This window comes from Gracilibacillus salitolerans, from assembly GCF_009650095.1.
Classification (GTDB): Bacteria; Bacillota; Bacilli; order Bacillales; family Amphibacillaceae; genus Gracilibacillus; species Gracilibacillus salitolerans.
Genome location: NZ_CP045915.1, coordinates 2,793,988 through 2,811,062, shown reverse-complemented (window position 1 = coordinate 2,811,062; position 17,075 = coordinate 2,793,988). Strand labels below are relative to the sequence as shown.

At 35.2% G+C, this 17,075-nt stretch carries 16 protein-coding genes and 1 other annotated feature; all 16 genes read left to right on the top strand.

What is annotated here, in order from left to right; translation table 11 throughout:
* The gene (locus GI584_RS13375; protein WP_100360191.1) at positions 1–954 is read left to right on the top strand and encodes a PhoH family protein; all 954 of its coding nucleotides are present in this window, start codon (positions 1–3) and stop codon (positions 952–954) included.
* A gap of 143 nt (positions 955–1,097) precedes the next feature.
* Positions 1,098–3,239, top strand: a complete 2,142-nt coding sequence (locus GI584_RS13370; protein WP_153791519.1) for an HD family phosphohydrolase — start codon at positions 1,098–1,100, stop codon at positions 3,237–3,239.
* A gap of 2 nt (positions 3,240–3,241) precedes the next feature.
* Complete coding sequence (gene ybeY / locus GI584_RS13365) at positions 3,242–3,712, top strand: rRNA maturation RNase YbeY (protein ID WP_100360193.1); 471 nt, start codon at positions 3,242–3,244, stop codon at positions 3,710–3,712.
* The gene (locus GI584_RS13360; RefSeq protein ID WP_100360194.1) at positions 3,684–4,055 is read left to right on the top strand and encodes a diacylglycerol kinase family protein; all 372 of its coding nucleotides are present in this window, start codon (positions 3,684–3,686) and stop codon (positions 4,053–4,055) included. The genes ybeY and GI584_RS13360 overlap by 29 nt, the downstream gene beginning before the upstream one ends.
* A gap of 124 nt (positions 4,056–4,179) precedes the next feature.
* On the top strand, positions 4,180–5,085 hold the full coding sequence (era, locus tag GI584_RS13355) for a GTPase Era (RefSeq protein WP_153791518.1): 906 nt from the start codon (positions 4,180–4,182) through the stop codon (positions 5,083–5,085).
* A gap of 151 nt (positions 5,086–5,236) precedes the next feature.
* Positions 5,237–5,371, top strand: a complete 135-nt coding sequence (locus GI584_RS13350) for a YqzL family protein (RefSeq protein ID WP_153791517.1) — start codon at positions 5,237–5,239, stop codon at positions 5,369–5,371.
* Positions 5,372–5,395: 24 nt separating this feature from the next.
* Positions 5,396–6,148 (top strand): DNA repair protein RecO, encoded by a 753-nt coding sequence (gene recO, locus GI584_RS13345; protein WP_100360197.1) that lies wholly within the window; start codon positions 5,396–5,398, stop codon positions 6,146–6,148.
* A gap of 48 nt (positions 6,149–6,196) precedes the next feature.
* Positions 6,197–6,372, top strand: a binding site (T-box leader).
* A gap of 335 nt (positions 6,373–6,707) precedes the next feature.
* Positions 6,708–7,601, top strand: coding sequence for a glycine--tRNA ligase subunit alpha (gene glyQ / locus GI584_RS13340; RefSeq protein WP_153791516.1), 894 nt, complete (start codon positions 6,708–6,710; stop codon positions 7,599–7,601).
* Positions 7,588–9,693, top strand: a complete 2,106-nt coding sequence (glyS, locus tag GI584_RS13335; protein WP_100360199.1) for a glycine--tRNA ligase subunit beta — start codon at positions 7,588–7,590, stop codon at positions 9,691–9,693. The genes glyQ and glyS overlap by 14 nt, the downstream gene beginning before the upstream one ends.
* Positions 9,694–9,709: 16 nt before the next feature.
* On the top strand, positions 9,710–10,549 hold the full coding sequence (locus GI584_RS13330; RefSeq protein ID WP_100360200.1) for a pyruvate, water dikinase regulatory protein: 840 nt from the start codon (positions 9,710–9,712) through the stop codon (positions 10,547–10,549).
* 424 nt (positions 10,550–10,973) lie between these two features.
* Positions 10,974–12,797, top strand: a complete 1,824-nt coding sequence (gene dnaG, locus GI584_RS13325) for a DNA primase (RefSeq protein WP_153791515.1) — start codon at positions 10,974–10,976, stop codon at positions 12,795–12,797.
* 20 nt (positions 12,798–12,817) lie between these two features.
* Entirely contained in the window at positions 12,818–13,933 is a 1,116-nt protein-coding gene (gene rpoD / locus GI584_RS13320; RefSeq protein ID WP_100360202.1) for an RNA polymerase sigma factor RpoD, read from the top strand.
* Positions 13,934–14,065: 132 nt separating this feature from the next.
* Positions 14,066–14,602 carry a hypothetical protein gene (locus GI584_RS13315; RefSeq protein WP_153791514.1) on the top strand — a complete coding sequence of 179 codons (537 nt, stop codon included), beginning with the start codon at positions 14,066–14,068 and terminating at the stop codon, positions 14,600–14,602.
* A 145-nt stretch (positions 14,603–14,747) separates the two neighbouring features.
* On the top strand, positions 14,748–15,104 hold the full coding sequence (gene cccA, locus GI584_RS13310; protein ID WP_100360204.1) for a cytochrome c550: 357 nt from the start codon (positions 14,748–14,750) through the stop codon (positions 15,102–15,104).
* 70 nt (positions 15,105–15,174) lie between these two features.
* The gene (locus GI584_RS13305) at positions 15,175–15,867 is read left to right on the top strand and encodes a tRNA (adenine(22)-N(1))-methyltransferase (RefSeq protein ID WP_153791513.1); all 693 of its coding nucleotides are present in this window, start codon (positions 15,175–15,177) and stop codon (positions 15,865–15,867) included.
* A complete protein-coding gene (locus GI584_RS13300; protein ID WP_153791512.1) occupies positions 15,854–16,966 on the top strand; it encodes a Nif3-like dinuclear metal center hexameric protein in 1,113 nt (370 codons plus the stop codon). Before GI584_RS13305 ends, GI584_RS13300 begins: the two co-directional genes overlap by 14 nt.
* Positions 16,967–17,075: the final 109 nt, after the last annotated feature.

Below are 17,075 nucleotides of genomic sequence, written 5' to 3'. Positions count from 1 at the left end.
ATGTCAGAAGATCTAAAGATGATTGATTTACAATTAGAAAATCCTAATGAAGCTTTAACACTTTTCGGTACAGAAGATCGACATTTAAAGCAATTAGAAGAACAATTGCAAGTATCGATTACTTCTCGTGGTGAGCAAATAAGTGTTTCTGGTAGTGACACAGATGTAAAGGTAATTCAAGAAGTATTACATGGACTGTTGGCTATCATTAGAAAAGGAATAACGATTACAGAGCGAGATGTTATTTATGCAATAGACCTTGCGAGAAAAGGAAAAATTAATCAATTAGAAACCTTATTCGAAGATGAGATTACCAAGAATGCAAAAGGTAAGTCAATTCGTGTAAAAACACTTGGACAACGCCATTATTTACAGACAATGAAACAGAATGATCTTGTCTTCGGGATAGGACCAGCTGGTACTGGTAAAACATACTTAGCAGTGGTGATGGCTATCCATGCACTTAAAAATGGAAAAGTTAAGCGAATCATATTAACAAGACCAGCAGTAGAGGCAGGAGAAAGTTTAGGTTTCTTACCTGGAGACTTAAAAGAGAAAGTGGATCCTTATTTACGACCTCTATATGATGCATTACATGATGTACTGGGAACAGAACATACGATGCGTTTAATTGAGAGAGGCACTATCGAAATTGCTCCTCTTGCTTACATGCGCGGAAGAACATTAGACGATGCTTTTGTAATATTAGATGAAGCTCAAAATACAACCAATGCACAAATGAAGATGTTTTTAACTCGTTTAGGTTTTGGATCAAAAATGGTCATTACTGGTGATGTTACGCAAATTGACTTGCCTAAGGGTGTTCAATCAGGTTTAACCGAGGCAAAAGAAAAGTTAGCCAATATGAAAGGGATCGGCGTTGTCTATTTAACGCAATCTGATGTAGTCAGACACCCTATTGTTCAGAAAATTATTGAAGCGTATGAAAATTAAATAAAAAGCTTTGAATATACACTAGGGGTTGTCTTAAAAGTGATGTGAATTTTGCAACACGATGGTAATAAGTAAGACTATTTGGCAACTCTTTTCTGAATCATTTAATGTTAAAGGTTAGCCCGAGGAGTGGGGGAATCAAAATGGAAAAATTTTGGTTATTAAAACAAAAAATCGTTTCTTTTTTTCAAGATAATCTTATTCAATTAGTCACAGTATGTTTCGTTATTGTGGGTATCTTTTTTGTCGTAAGTTACCAAAATGTACATACTGAAACATATGATATTGAAAAATTTTCTGCAGCTAAAGAAACGATTCGTTCCCCTATTACGATCGAGAATACCAGAGAGACCGAGCGTAGACTAAGAGAAGTGATTCAATCAGTAGAGGACCATTTTGAAATTTCGGAAGAAGTGACAGAGGAGCAAATTACATATATAAATGAGGTCTTTGAAGCAGTTGACAAGATCGAAACAGGAAATATTGAATTAGAGTTAGAAGAAGAAAAACTCGTTTCCATTGCTGATAAAGTTGCCTACCTTGAAAATATAGTCCACGATGAACTACTGCTTGAAGTTGATACACAAACGTTTAGAGCATTATTTCAAGCTACAGATGAAGAGAGAGTATTAGCGAAAGAATTGATTACTACTGCGCTTTACGATGCATATTATAATGGCATTAAAGTAGAAGAAGTTGATCAAGCCATCCAAACAGCACAACAAAAGTTAACATACTCTACATTGGATGATTCTTTCGTCCAGGCACTACGTCCTCTAATAGCATTTAGTATACAACCTAATTCTTTTTTTTCTGCTGATCTAACAAATGAAGCGCAACAACAAGCACGAAATAGTGTAGAACCAGTCATGATACGAGCAGGTGAAGTAATTGTTGAAGAAGGTCAATTAATTACCAACGAAATTTATGAAGAGCTAGAGGTGACCGGTCTTTTAAATGAACAACGAAATTTTTACCCAACGATTGGTTTGTTGCTGCTCGTAACACTATTAGGCTTATTTCTATTTTTCGAATTACGTCACCATACTAAAAAATCCGAATTACATTTTCGCAAATTAATCGCAATTTGCGTGTTAAGTATTTTTATCGTTTTAATGATGAAAGTTGTAAGTTTTTATACGACATCGGTTAATCCGTTATATCTAGTTACTCCTGTAGCTACAGTATCTATGTTATTAAAAATTTTAGTTAACGAACGAATTGCTATTGTAATGTCGGTATTTTATGCCGTGATTGGCAGTGTCATTTTTAATGCGGATATTCCAGGACTGTTAAATATGGAAGCTGGGATTTTTATTATCTTTTCTCAATTAGCTAGTATTTTCTTCTTGTCGGTGATTAAAGACAGAGGTTCAATTATCAAGAGTGGTTTAGCTACATCCATCATTAATATGGTAACAATCTGTTTATTTTTATTCTTATCGTTTGAAAAATATTCATGGTTAGATTACTTATCTTTGAGTGGATACGGATTTCTTTCTGCTATTATTGCTACGGTTCTAACAATGGGGATGTTGCCTTTTTTTGAATCGGGCTTACGTATTTTATCTGATACAAAGCTTCTAGCTTTATCTAGTCCCAACCAGCCATTATTACGCAAATTGTTAATTGAAGCTCCAGGGACCTATCATCACAGTATTATGGTAGCTAATTTAAGTGAGGCATCCTGTGAAGCGATTGGTGCAAATGGTTTATTAGCTCGTGTAGCAGCCTATTATCATGATCTTGGGAAAACAGTCAGACCACATTATTTTATTGAAAATCAGATGAGGATGAAAAATCCACATGATTACCTTGATCCTTATCAGAGTGCAGAGATCATTTTGCAACATCCTGTAGATAGTGCGAAGTTACTAAAAAAAGAAAAATTACCTAATGAGATTATTGATATTGCTCTACAACATCACGGCACAACGTTACTTAAATACTTTTATTTTAAAGCGAAGGAACGTAATGATAAAGTGAATGAAGAGGATTTTCGATATGATGGTCCAAAACCCAAAACGAAAGAAGCGGCTGTTGTATCGATTTGTGATTCCATTGAAGCTGCTGCACGATCGTTGGCGACCCCTACTCAGGATGAGATTGAAAAAGTTGTATCTTCCATTTTGGAAGACCGATTATTAGATGGTCAGTTAAATGATAGTACTTTAACATTTAAGGAATTAGAACAAATGAAATTAGTTATTTGTGAGACATTAAAAGGTATCTACCACTCTCGAATTCAGTATCCAAAGGAAACCAACATGAAAGAGGCGAGATAGACATGGAACTAGATTTTTATGATGAAACTGAAAAAGTATCACAGGAACATTTTGATTTAATAACTCAATTGCTTTCGTACGCTGCGAAACACGAAAATATTGGATTAGATTCAGAATTGTCCATTTCATTCGTAGATAATGATGAAATACAATTGTTAAATAAGCAATATCGTGGGTTGGATAATCCCACAGATGTATTGTCATTTGCACTTGAAGAAGAAGCTGAAGAAGAGATTAGGATAACAGGAGCAGATATTCCTGTTGCGCTAGGAGACATCGTTATTTCGGTCGATAAAGCAAATGAACAAGCTTTTGAATACAATCATTCTTTTTCTAGGGAATTAGGTTTTTTAGCTTTGCATGGTTTTTTACATTTGCTTGGTTATGACCATATGAATGATGAGGATGAGAAGAAAATGTTTTCAAGACAAGAGGAGATATTAAATGGGTTCGGATTATCGCGGGAAAAATAAATTTCATTTTGGTTTGCGATATGCGCTGAAAGGTCTTAAGGTTGGCATTCTTACTGAACGGAATATAACCATTCATATGATTGCGGCAATGCTTGTATTTGCTGCAGGCATTTTCTATTCTATTTCAACGATAGAATGGGCAATTCTATCTCTGACAGTTGGTGCAGTTATAAGCATGGAAATGATGAATACAGCCTTAGAAAGAGCTTTAGACCATTTGGAACCGAAGCACCGACCAGCGATAGGAGTTGCGAAGGATATGGCTGCAGGTGCGGTCTTAGTCACTGCTATTGTGGCAATTCTTATCGCAATTCTCATTTTTATGCCAAAGATTTTATCATAAAAAAGAATAGGTTTACACATTTTTAAACTTTACCACTAGTTTTGTCGAAAGTATGAAATCTTAGAGAAGATATAGTATTATTATGTTATAGAGAAGCAACAGGATATAAAGCGGAGGAAAAGTTATGCATAACAATTTCAAATCAGGATTTATAGCCATTATTGGTAGACCAAATGTAGGAAAATCGACCTTCATGAATCATGTTATTGGTCAAAAAATTGCAATTATGAGTGACAAAGCGCAAACAACTAGAAATAAAATTCAAGGTGTATACACTGATAAGGATAAGCAAATTGTATTTATTGATACCCCTGGAATCCATAAGCCTAAGCACAAATTAGGAGATTTTATGGTCAAAATTGCAGAAAACACTTTAAATGAAGTAGATGCGATTATGTTTATGATTAATGCGGATGAAGGCTATGGTATGGGTGATCAGTATATCATGGATCGCTTAGAGTCGATCAAAAAGCCGGTTTTTTTAATAATCAATAAAATTGATCTTGTTCATCCAGATCAACTTTTGCCACTTATAGACCAATATAAGGACAAGTATCCATTTAAAGAAATTATTCCTATTTCAGCTCTGGAAGGAAATAATGTGAGTCATTTAATGGATGTCTTTACAGAACATCTTCCTGAGGGTCCCCAATATTATCCAGAGGATCAAGTTACCGATCATCCGGAGCGATTTATCATTGGTGAACTAATACGTGAAAAGGTTTTACAATTAACAAGAGAAGAAGTGCCACATTCAGTTGCTGTAATAATTGACGGTATTGATAATCGTGGTGAAGATGAGAAAGTTTTAGTACAGGCATCGATTGTGGTTGAAAGGAAATCACAAAAAGGCATTATTATTGGTAAACAAGGTAAAATGTTAAAAGAAATTGGGAAGCGAGCAAGACAGGATATTGAACGGTTATTAGGGTCGAAAGTGTATTTGGAATTGTGGGTAAAAGTTCAAGAAAATTGGCGGAATAAACCCCATCAATTAAACGAATTCGGTTTTAAACAGGATGAATATTAATGTGGTAGTAATACCTCAGCTGTAAATGTGATATAAGTTGTTATTTGCAGTTTGATACATGGTAAATATTTTAACTAATTGAATTAAGATTTCAGGAAAATCTAATATTGAACACAATGAAAGATTACCATAAGGAAAGGTGAGGTTTATTGTGATCGATGTACCATGGAAAATATTTAGTCAAACAGGCAATATTGAAGCGTACTTATGGATGAAACAAGTTGAGTTGGATGAAGAAGAAGAAGAAGGAATAGACGATACGTTATTAGAGGATACGCATTTTTAAGAGTGAAAGGGAAAGGTGAAGCTTGTGTTTGAAAAAGTTGAAGGCTTCATTTTGAAAACACAGGATTATGGGGAAACTCATAAAATTGTGACATTATTAACACCAACACTAGGAAAAGTTGGTGCCATAGCAAGAGGTGCAAAGAAAACTAAAAGTAGAATGGCTGCTATTACGCAGCCATTTATTCATGGTTCGTATCTTATACAGCCAGGGTCTGGTCTTGCTACTATTCAGCAGGGTGAAATGATTACTTCTTTTCGAAAAATAAGAGAAGATATATTTAAAACAGCCTATACAAGTTATTTAGCAGAATTAACGGATAAATTGGTCGATGCTAAAAAGTATAACCCATTTATCTATCAGCAATTATTACATACGATTGAGCGAATAAATGATGATAAGGATGCCGAGATATTAACAATGATCTATGAATGGAAAATGTATAAAGAAGCAGGGTTCGCTCCTGTAGTGACACAATGTGTTTCATGCGGAAACTCCCAAGATTTAAAAGCATTTTCTATTTCGAATGGTGGGTTGTTATGCAGGAATTGTGTACGGTTAGATGAGAATGCGATTTCGATACCTGAAAAAGTAGCAAAACTAATGGCGTTATTCGCTTGGGTTGAAGTGGAACAAATCGGGAATATTTCAGTAAAAGCTGAAAATAAAATGATATTGCAGCGAATCATGGATCAATATTACGAAGAGCATGGCGGGTATTATTTGAAGTCCAAAAGATTTTTGAAACAGATGAGTCAGTTAAATGATAAATTATAATTGACAATTGGTGTAATCTTGCGTATGATGTAAAAATGAAATGAATAGCGGGTTGCGAAGAAAGAGAGTAGTACTGATTCATTGTCTTTTAAGCGAGTTCAGGGTGGTGGAAGCTGAACAAGTCAAAATTAGGAAGGCGCTCTGGAGCAGCTTTTATGAAAGTGGTCATCTGTATTTTTATAGATGACAAATAGGGTGGAACCGCGGGCAAACCCGTCCCTATGCTTTATCGATGGATAAGGCATAGGGACGGGTTTTTCAATTTATTACTTAGCTGTAGCACAACAAAACATACGTTGCGAAGTAACCCGGACCTGGATTTGCTTTCTTCGTTCTTCATTTGAATGAGTGCGGTGCTACGTTACGGAAAGAACTTCGCTTTCCACGGGCACGGCCTTAGCCTCCTCGGGAAGCACAGTATTCTGCCGAAGCGGTATTCTAGCACTCATATGGAATGGAAGAAAGCTCACTACAGTGAATTTTCAAGTTCGCAGTTGTTATCTATCGTTTTTATTAACATGATTTAAAAACGCTCTATACATAGGAGGATGAAGTACTGATGAATATTCAAGAGATGATCTTAACTTTACAAAAGCATTGGTCAGATCAAAACTGTATCTTAATGCAAGCATATGACGTTGAAAAAGGGGCCGGAACGATGTCGCCAATGACCCTTTTGCGCAGTCTTGGACCGGAACCATGGAACGTCGCATATGTCGAGCCATCACGCCGTCCAGCAGATGGGCGCTATGGACAAAACCCAAATAGATTGTATCAACACCATCAATTCCAAGTTATTATGAAACCCTCTCCAGACAATATACAAGAACTATATTTGGAATCATTAGAAAAGCTAGGTATTGACCCTAAGTATCATGATATTCGTTTTGTCGAAGATAATTGGGAAAACCCAACATTAGGAGCAGCTGGTCTGGGATGGGAAGTTTGGTTAGATGGTATGGAAATCACACAATTCACTTATTTCCAGCAAATTGGTGGTCTAGAGGCGAAGCCGGTAGCAGTGGAAATCACGTATGGGATTGAGCGTTTAGCTTCTTATATTCAAGATAAAGAAAATGTATTTGATTTAGAATGGACAGAAGGTGTAACAGTTGGGGATATTTTCTATCAGCCAGAGTATGAGCATTCAAAGTACACATTCGAGGAATCCAATACAGAAATGCTTTTTGAATTATTTTCTACATACGAGGGAGAAGCAAAGCGGGCAATGAAAAAAGATTTGGTTTTTCCTGCGTACGATTATGTTCTGAAATGCTCTCACACCTTTAATTTATTAGACGCAAAAGGAGTCATTTCCGTAACAGAACGAACAGGATACATTGGACGTGTCCGTAATTTAGCGAGAGAGATTGCTAAGCTATATGTAGCAGAAAGAGAAAGACTTGGATTCCCAATGTTGAAAGGAGAAGAAAATCGTCATGAAAACAACTAATGTTTTGTTTGAAGTTGGTTTAGAAGAAATGCCAGCTCGTTTTATGAATGATACCGAAAAGCAATTAAAGAGTAAAACGATCGATTGGTTAAAAGATATTCGATTAGCTTATCAAAATCTAACAACATATATAACACCAAGGAGATTTGCTGTATTAATTGAAGGGTTAGACTATAAACAAGCAGATCAAGAAGAAGAAGCAAAAGGACCTGCTTTGAAAATTGCTAAAGATGATGATGGCAATTGGACGAAAGCAGCAATCGGTTTCTCTAAAGGACAGGGGAAGTCTATAGATGATCTATATCTAAAAGAAGTTAACGGCACGGAGTATGTATTTGTAAATAAATTTTTAGAAGGTAAAACACAGGAAGAGTTGTTATCAGATTTTAAAGATATCATTCTTGGCTTGAACTTTCCTAAAAATATGCGTTGGGCAGATCAAAACTTACGCTATATTCGTCCAATAAAATGGCTTGTGGCATTACAAGATGAAAAAGTTATTCCATTTGAGATAGCTGGAGTACACACAAGTAATAAGAGTTTCGGACATCGCTTTTTAGGTGGAAGGATAGAGATAAATACTCCATCTTCATACGCACAACTTTTAAATGATCAATATGTGATTGCGGAAACAAAGAAGCGACAAGAGATGATTTTCAATGGGATCAGACAACTGGAACAAGAAAAGGGATGGAAAATTCCAATTGATGGTGATTTATTAACAGAAGTGACTCATCTAGTAGAGTACCCAACTGTATTCTTTGGCCATTTTAGTGAGGAATTTTTGCATATACCAAAAGAAGTGCTTATTACATCAATGAAAGAACATCAACGTTACTTCCCTGTACAAACTGAAAATAATCAGTTGTTGCCATATTTTATTGGTGTGCGTAATGGTACAAGTGACCACATTGATACAGTGTCAAGAGGTAATGAAAAGGTATTACGGGCGAGATTACAGGATGCACAGTTTTTCTATGATGAGGATCAAAAACAATCGATTGATAATAATTTAACACAATTAGATCGCATGGTTTTCCAGGAAAGTCTCGGAACAATTGGAGACAAAGTAAAACGAGTAACAGAAATAAGCGAAATAATTGCAACTGAATTAGATCTCTCTGAACAAGAAAAAACTCAAATTGAAAGAGCTGCAAGGATAAGTAAATTTGATCTGGTTACAAACATGGTCAATGAATTTACAGAACTCCAGGGGATAATGGGGAGAAAATATGCCACCATTTTTGGTGAAGAGGATGTAGTAGCACAAGCAATCGAGGAACATTATATGCCGAGGAATGCCAATGATGAATTGCCAGCTAGTATCGTTGGGTCTGTTGTAAGTATTGCAGACAAAATCGATACCATTGTCGGATGTTTTGCTGTAGGGTTGATACCAAGTGGCTCTCAAGATCCTTATGCATTAAGAAGACAAGCGCTAGGCATCTTGCAAATCAATCAACATAACAGTTGGGATTTAAATATTAATCAATTGATTGAAAAAGTATTTGCTTTATTTGATGCAAAAGATATTTCTAAAGCTGCTGAAAAATCTCACGTATTAAATCATTTAGAATCATTTTTTAAACAACGTGCTGCATATATTATGAAAGAAGCAGGTATTGAAGCTGATATCATCGATGCGGTTCTTGTTAACGAATTATCTGATTTCTCCTTACTGTTAGATAAAGCACAGTTATTGAAAGAAAAACGTGCAGACTCAATTTTTAAAGACAAACAAGAAGCTTTTGTTCGTGTAATGAATTTAGCAACGAAAGCGGAAGGCAATAAAACTATTGAACCTAGCCTTTTTGAAAAAAATGAGGAAAATAAGTTATATCAAACATATATAGATATAAAAGATCATTACCAGAATGCAATTGCAAAAAAAGATGCCAAAGCAGCGCTGGACCAGTTAACACCATTAGTAGAGCCAATTCACCATTTCTTTGACAATACAATGGTAATGGCTGATGATGAAAAAATTCGTGATAATCGTTTAGCTTTATTGAAAGTAATCGCCAGTGAAATTAATAAATTTGCAGATTTAACCAAGGTCCAATGGAAGCAAACGCAGGTCGTAAAGGACTGAGGAGGACATCACGATCATGGAAAAAGCAATCATTTATGTTGTTTCTGATTCCGTTGGAGAAACGGCAGAATTTGTTACAAAGGCAGCACTCAGTCAATTTATGAGTGAAAATGACTATGATTTATATCGAATTCCCTATGTAGAAAATATTGAAGTTTTGCGTGGTGCCGTTTACCACGCAAACCAATTAGGTGCAATGATTGGATTCACGTTAGTCAACCCAATGTTTAGAGAGTTTTTAATTCAAGAAGCAAAGAATAAAAATGTTGAATGTGTTGATATAATGGGTCCGATGCTACAGGCAATGGAACGGAAATTTAAAAAGAGACCTAAACAAGAGCCAGGACTTATTCATAAACTGGATGAAGATTATTTTAGAAGAGTAGAAGCGATAGAATTTGCAGTTCGTTATGATGATGGCAGAGATCCAAGAGGAGTACAACAAGCCGATATCGTATTAATTGGGGTTTCACGAACATCCAAAACACCGTTATCCCAATATTTGGCACACAAACAATTAAAGGTTGCGAATGTTCCAATCGTTCCAGAAGTAGAACCACCTACTTCATTATTTGAAATTCCTAGTCATAAATGTATTGGATTAAGAATAAGTCCTGAAAAATTAAATGATATTAGGAAAGAACGGTTAAAAAGTCTTGGATTGGGCGATCAAGCCGCCTATGCGAATGTAGACCGCATTGCATCTGAATTAGATTACTTTAATAAGATTATTCATCAACTTGGATGTCCGGTTATTGATGTGTCGAATAAAGCTGTCGAAGAAACGGCTAATATCATTCTAAATATGATTAATCAACCTTATTGGGATTTGCATGATAACAAGGCAAATGAATGAATAAGATAAGATGTTGGTAATTAATATGAATATATATTATAATAATATTTTGTGAAAATGTTTATATTATTATTAAAATGTATATTACTGACTAATATAATCAACTTTGGTTAGTTATTTCAACTATTATTGATGATAATTAAATTTATTTCAACATTTTTTCAAAAAAACTTTGAATCAAGCAGGAATTTGCAGTTTTGTGTAGAATAATGTATCCATAAGAACTTTTGTTATTCGACAATTTTTTAAAACATTGTCATCATATATAATGTTAATTATTTTAATATGGTGTTTATTTTATCTAGGTTGGAGGTATTATGTTAACAAGAAGCTGTTTTTTATTATACAGCGATAGTTGTTCTTTATACCAAGGATGAGAAAATTGTCGAACTTTTAAAGTAGTTGTGAGAAATGGTGATAAATAATGGCCTATCAAGTGTCAGATGAAACGATTGAATCACTTCGTCATGCAAATGATGTTGTTGATATTGTAGGAGAATATGTTCAATTAAAAAAACAAGGTCGAAATTATTTTGGACTTTGTCCATTTCACTCAGAAAATACACCTTCTTTTTCCGTAAATCAAGATAAACAAATTTATCATTGTTTTGGATGCGGTAAAGGTGGTAACGTCATTACATTTATTATGGAAATGGAAGGATATACTTTCCAACAGTCTATTCGTTATTTAGCAGAAAAATCTGGTCAGTCTATTCCTGAATTAAAAGAAACAGGAAGTGAAAGGGTTAATAACGAGGAGCAGGCAATTTTAGATGCTTACCAATGGTTAGTAAAGCTTTATCATCATTTATTACGCCATTCAAAAGATGGGAAAAAAGCTTTGGAATATCTATATAGTAGAGGTTTTTCAGATGAGGCAATCGATCAGTTTCAAATTGGTTATTCACCAACATCAAGAGATTTTATTGCACAATTTTTAGAAAAAAAAGGTTTCCACAAGCAAGTAATGGCCAATGCAGGATTATTAACTGTTGGAAATGACGGAAATTATTTTGATCGATTCCAAGCAAGAGTAATTTTTCCAATCCGTAATCACTTAGGTAAAACAATTGGATTTGTAGGAAGAACCATTTCAGATCAGGAACCTAAATATCTAAATAGTCCTGAATCATCTTTGTTTAAAAAGAGTAAATTACTCTACAACTTTGATCTAGCTAGAAGTGAAATTCGGAAAAAAGGAGAAGTAATACTTTTTGAAGGATCTGCAGATGTTATCGCAGCTCATCAAGCTGGCGTTACTAATGGAGTAGCATCGTTAGGAACTTCTTTAACAGAATCACATGCCAGTCTTTTAAGAAGGTATGTCGATACTGTTCTCCTTTGTTATGATGGCGATAATGCCGGCCAAAATGCTACTTATAAAGCTATTCAGTTATTGAAAAAGGTCGGTTGTACCATAAAAGTAGCAGCATTACCTCATAATTATGATCCAGATCAATTCATTCAAGAATATGGAAGTGACAAATTCCGAGCACAGGTTATTGAAACTGCTGATACAGAAATGGTCTTCTTAATGAAGTACTTAAAAAAGAATTTTAATTTAAAACTTGAAGGAGATCGACTGCAATATGTAGAAAGAGTAATTGGGGAAATTGCACAGTTAGAAAGTTCTATTGAAAGAGATCATTATCTTCGAGAACTAGCCGAAGAGTTTAATATCGCTTATGATGCTTTATCACAAGAATTAAAGTCTCGAATGCGAAATATCAAAAAAAATGATGATAACCGGCAAAGGTTTGGTAATACTAATGGTGGAAATCAACAGAAATATGCAGCGAAAAAGTTAAATGTCTTACCGCCAGCATATCAAAATGCTGAACGCCGATTGGTTGCATTTATGTTACAAAATACTCACATTGCAGAAAAAGTCAGAGAAACGATTGGATCTAAGTTTAATTTAGAGCAACATCAAATTATTGTAACCCATTTGTACGGATATTATGAAGAAGGGAATCCACCTGATCCCAGTCATTTCTTAACATATCTGGATGACGCAAAACTTCAACAAACAGTTGTCGAACTATCAATGATGGATCATTCTTGGGAAATGTCAGAGAAGGAGCTGCAAGATTATATCCATCTTATTCAATCAGAACAGACAGATAATGGAAAAATCAAACAACTGCAACAACAAATGAAACAGTTAGAGAAAACAGATCCAAAAGAAGCAGCTAAAGTAGCAATGGAGATTATAAAGATAAAACAACAATCGAAAAATTGGAGTTAGTTTTGGAAGGAGGGGCACTCATGGCAGAAAACAAGCCATCACGTTCAAAAGAAGCTGAATTAACTATTGAGCAGGCCAAAGACCAATTATTGGAATTAGGTAAAAAACGTGGTGTTTTAGCATATGAGGAAGTAGCAGAAAGATTATCAAATTTTGACTTAGAATCCGATCAAATGGATGAATTCTATGAGTTCCTAAATGAACAAGGTGTAGAAGTAATAGGAGATTCAGATGAAGATCCTACCATGCAGCAGCTATCAAAAGAGGAAGAATTTGACCTAAATGATTTAAGTGTTCCGTTAGGCATTAAAATAAATGACCCAGTCCGTATGTATTTAAAGGAAATTGGCCGAGTCGATTTATTATCTGCTTCGGAAGAAATTGACCTTGCAAAGAAAATTGAAGAAGGTGACGAATACGCCAAAAAAAGATTAGCTGAAGCGAACCTTCGTCTTGTTGTAAGCATAGCGAAACGTTATGTTGGACGTGGTATGTTATTTCTAGATCTTATTCAAGAAGGAAATATGGGGCTAATTAAAGCGGTAGAAAAATTCGATTTCCGTAAAGGATTTAAGTTTAGTACCTATGCAACTTGGTGGATTCGACAAGCGATTACAAGAGCCATCGCAGATCAGGCGAGAACGATTAGAATTCCTGTTCATATGGTAGAAACAATTAATAAACTGATTCGTGTCCAACGTCAATTATTACAAGATCTAGGCAGAGAACCAACTCCAGAAGAAATTGCCAAGGATATGGATTTAACACCTGACAAGGTAAGAGAAATTTTAAAAATCGCTCAAGAACCCGTATCATTGGAAACACCAATTGGTGAAGAAGATGACTCACATCTAGGTGACTTTATTGAAGACCAAGAAGCTACATCTCCATCTGATCATGCGGCATATGAATTATTAAAAGAACAATTAGAAGATGTTTTAGACACACTAACTGATCGTGAAGAAAACGTATTACGATTACGTTTCGGTTTAGATGATGGAAGAACGAGAACATTAGAGGAAGTCGGTAAGGTATTTGGCGTAACTCGCGAAAGAATTCGCCAAATTGAAGCGAAAGCATTACGAAAATTACGTCATCCAAGTCGCAGCAAACGATTAAAAGACTTCTTAGAATAAATCTCTAAGTGTGATTAATGGACTATCTTCTTTAGGAAGATAGTTCATTTTTGAATTTCACTAAGAAGATCAATGTTTCGCATAATTATCCGATATAATGGTTAAAGTGAGTCAGACTTGGAGATGGTATTAATGGACGAAGAACGTAAGCAAACAATTATTAATGAAATTAATTATTGGAAAACACATCAATTATTACCAAATCAGTATTGTGATTTTTTATTAGCTCTTTATACGGAAGGAGAAGGGGCTAAAGAAGAAAATAGAGAAGCGAAACAAGCCCCATATTTTTTACTGTTTTATTTTCTAAATACATTACTCATTTTACTACCTTTTTTAATTTTTCAAGCTGCAGATGATCTTTTTATACAAATGGTTGGTATCGTTGTCACACAATGTATAGCTCTCATTATGATAAAGTTTTTCTCTCGACATGATGGATTGCAAGACTCATATGCTGTTATGATATTTTTTGTAGTGTTTTTATTTTCTACTGTGTTATGGATGAATGATTATATACGGATATGGTGGACAACCTATATATGGATTTTTATCAATAGTATTTCTTGGATTACCTTTGGTAAGTTGAAAAAACAATTTTTCTTGCAAGTTGCAGGTGTTTTTATTTTAATTATTCTGATCATTATGTTTGGTTTCTATTATTTTTAGACATTTTCATGAATTTTAATGAGTATCACTTTTCTATTTGTCTATTTTGAAGTAAAATAAAGATGGTTTTCCATTATACATAGTAGAAAAATTTGTTGGGCAGTGAAAACCCAACTTGACGTGTCATTGAAGGAGGAAAAAAACGATGAAGAAAAATCCAGTTATACCTTTTGCACTTATTGCAGTTCTTGGGATTTTAGCAATGATCATTTTATCTGTAGTTGGACTAAATGAACAAGAAAAAATTGCTGGTGGAGATGAAGAAGGAGAGACAACAGAGGCAGATCCAGAAGCACTAATTCAAAGCTGTATTGGATGTCATGGTGGAGACTTAGAGGGTGGAAGTGGTCCATCTCTAAATGATGTTCATGAGAGATTAAGTGTTGAGGAAATTGAAAGTATGATTATCAACGGTTCCGAAAATGGAAATATGCCTGGTGGATTAGTAAGTAATGAGGAAGCCGCGGTGTTAGCTGAATGGCTGTCTGAAGGGCAAGAATAAATTTGCAAAAGCTTTCTGTCTCGACAGAAGGCTTTTTTCATCTTTAAATATAGTGAGAAGGGGCAAGGATATGCTATCAAAAAGACTAGAACAACTAGCTGAATACCTACAGAATCCAATCCATTTTGCTGATATTGGTTCTGATCATGCTTATTTACCATGTTATGTTTGTTCACGACATGAACGTGCAACAGCCATTGCAGGGGAAGTTAATCAAGGTCCGTTTGAAAGGGCAAAGAAAACCGTTAGAGAACATGAACTAAGTGATCGAATTGAAGTAAGAAAAGGGAATGGCTTGGATGTTATTAAGGAAAAAGAAGTGAATCAAATTACCATAGCTGGTATGGGAGGTAAACTAATTCGAACCATATTGGAGGAAGGTCAGGCTAAATTATCTGGTGTCTCACGATTAATTTTACAGCCTAATATTGATGCCCAACTCGTTCGTAAGTGGTTAATAGAGCATCACTATAAGATTGTAGCAGAAGAGATTATTGCAGAGGATGGATATATTTATGAGGTCATTGTCAGTGATTATCGAAAAGAGCCACTTCATCTTTCTGAACATGAATTATTATTTGGTCCATATCTTTTACAGGAAAAGAGTGATGTTTTTTTGAAGAAATGGTTCCATGAAAAAGAAAAACGCTCGAAGCTAATTAATCAGATGAAACAGGCTACTATTTTGCCGGTTGAAAAAATCAAGAAGCTGGAAACAGAAATGGAATGGATTGAGGAGGTAATAGAAGATGACAACCGTTAAAGATGTTATTCGTTTATTTGAGAAATGGGTTCCTAAGCACTATGCAGAGTCTTGGGATAATATAGGTCTACAAGTAGGAGCAAAGGAGCAAAAAGTGAATAAACTAATGATCACGTTAGATGTAGTAGAAGGTGTCGTAGATGAAGCGATTGAGAAAAACGTTGATTTCATTATCTCGCACCATCCACTATTATTCAAAGGTTTAACGCATATTGATTTTCAAGATCCTAAAGGCCGAGTAGTGAAGAAATTAATCCAACATGATATAGCTGTGTATGCAGCCCATACAAACCTGGATGTAGCAAATGGTGGTGTAAACGACCTGCTGGCACAAAGGTTAGAAATGACAAATACAAAGGTTTTAGTGCCGACGGTCGAGGAACAACTATTGAAATTTATCGTTTATGTTCCCAAAACACACTTAAAGTATGTGGTCCATGCCTTAGGAGATGCTGGGGCCGGACATATTGGTAACTACAGCCATTGTACGTTCCGAACTGCAGGAACCGGTGCATTTAAACCGTTAGAGGGAACAACCCCTTTTCTTGGTAATCAAGGCGAGATCGAGGAAGTTGATGAATATAAAATAGAAACGATTATAAAACAATCACAATTGTCACCAGTCTTGCAAGCAGCTGTAAAGGCACATCCATATGAAGAAATGGCATATGATCTAGTTCCGCTCTCTAACAAAGGTAAACAAGAGGGATTAGGTCGTATTGGTAAGCTCTCTAAACCGATGAAGTTATCTGAGTATGCTGAAGTTGTAAAGCGTAATTTAAATATCCCAGCATTACGTTATGTTGGAGATCAAGATCAGGTGATTAAGAAAGTGGCTGTACTAGGTGGCAGTGGAAAAGGGTATATTGATGTAGCTCGTAATGCTGGTGCTGATCTTTATATAACTGGCGATTTAACCTTTCATGAAGCTCAAGACGCCGAGGAGGCAGGTCTCTGCCTGATTGACCCAGGTCACCATGTCGAGGAAGTAATGAAAGAAGGAGTAAAAGATTATTTCTTAGCAAACCTTGATGCATTACCAGAAAAAATCGAAGTAGAGATCTCATCTTTATCAACCGATCCATTTCGTTATCAATAAGCAAAAAAACTAATTTCTGCATTTGTACTTATTACTTGATTCGTTATAGATAACAACTGCGAACTAATGAAAATTCTCTTTTGTGCAGTTTTCTTCCATTCTGATTTTT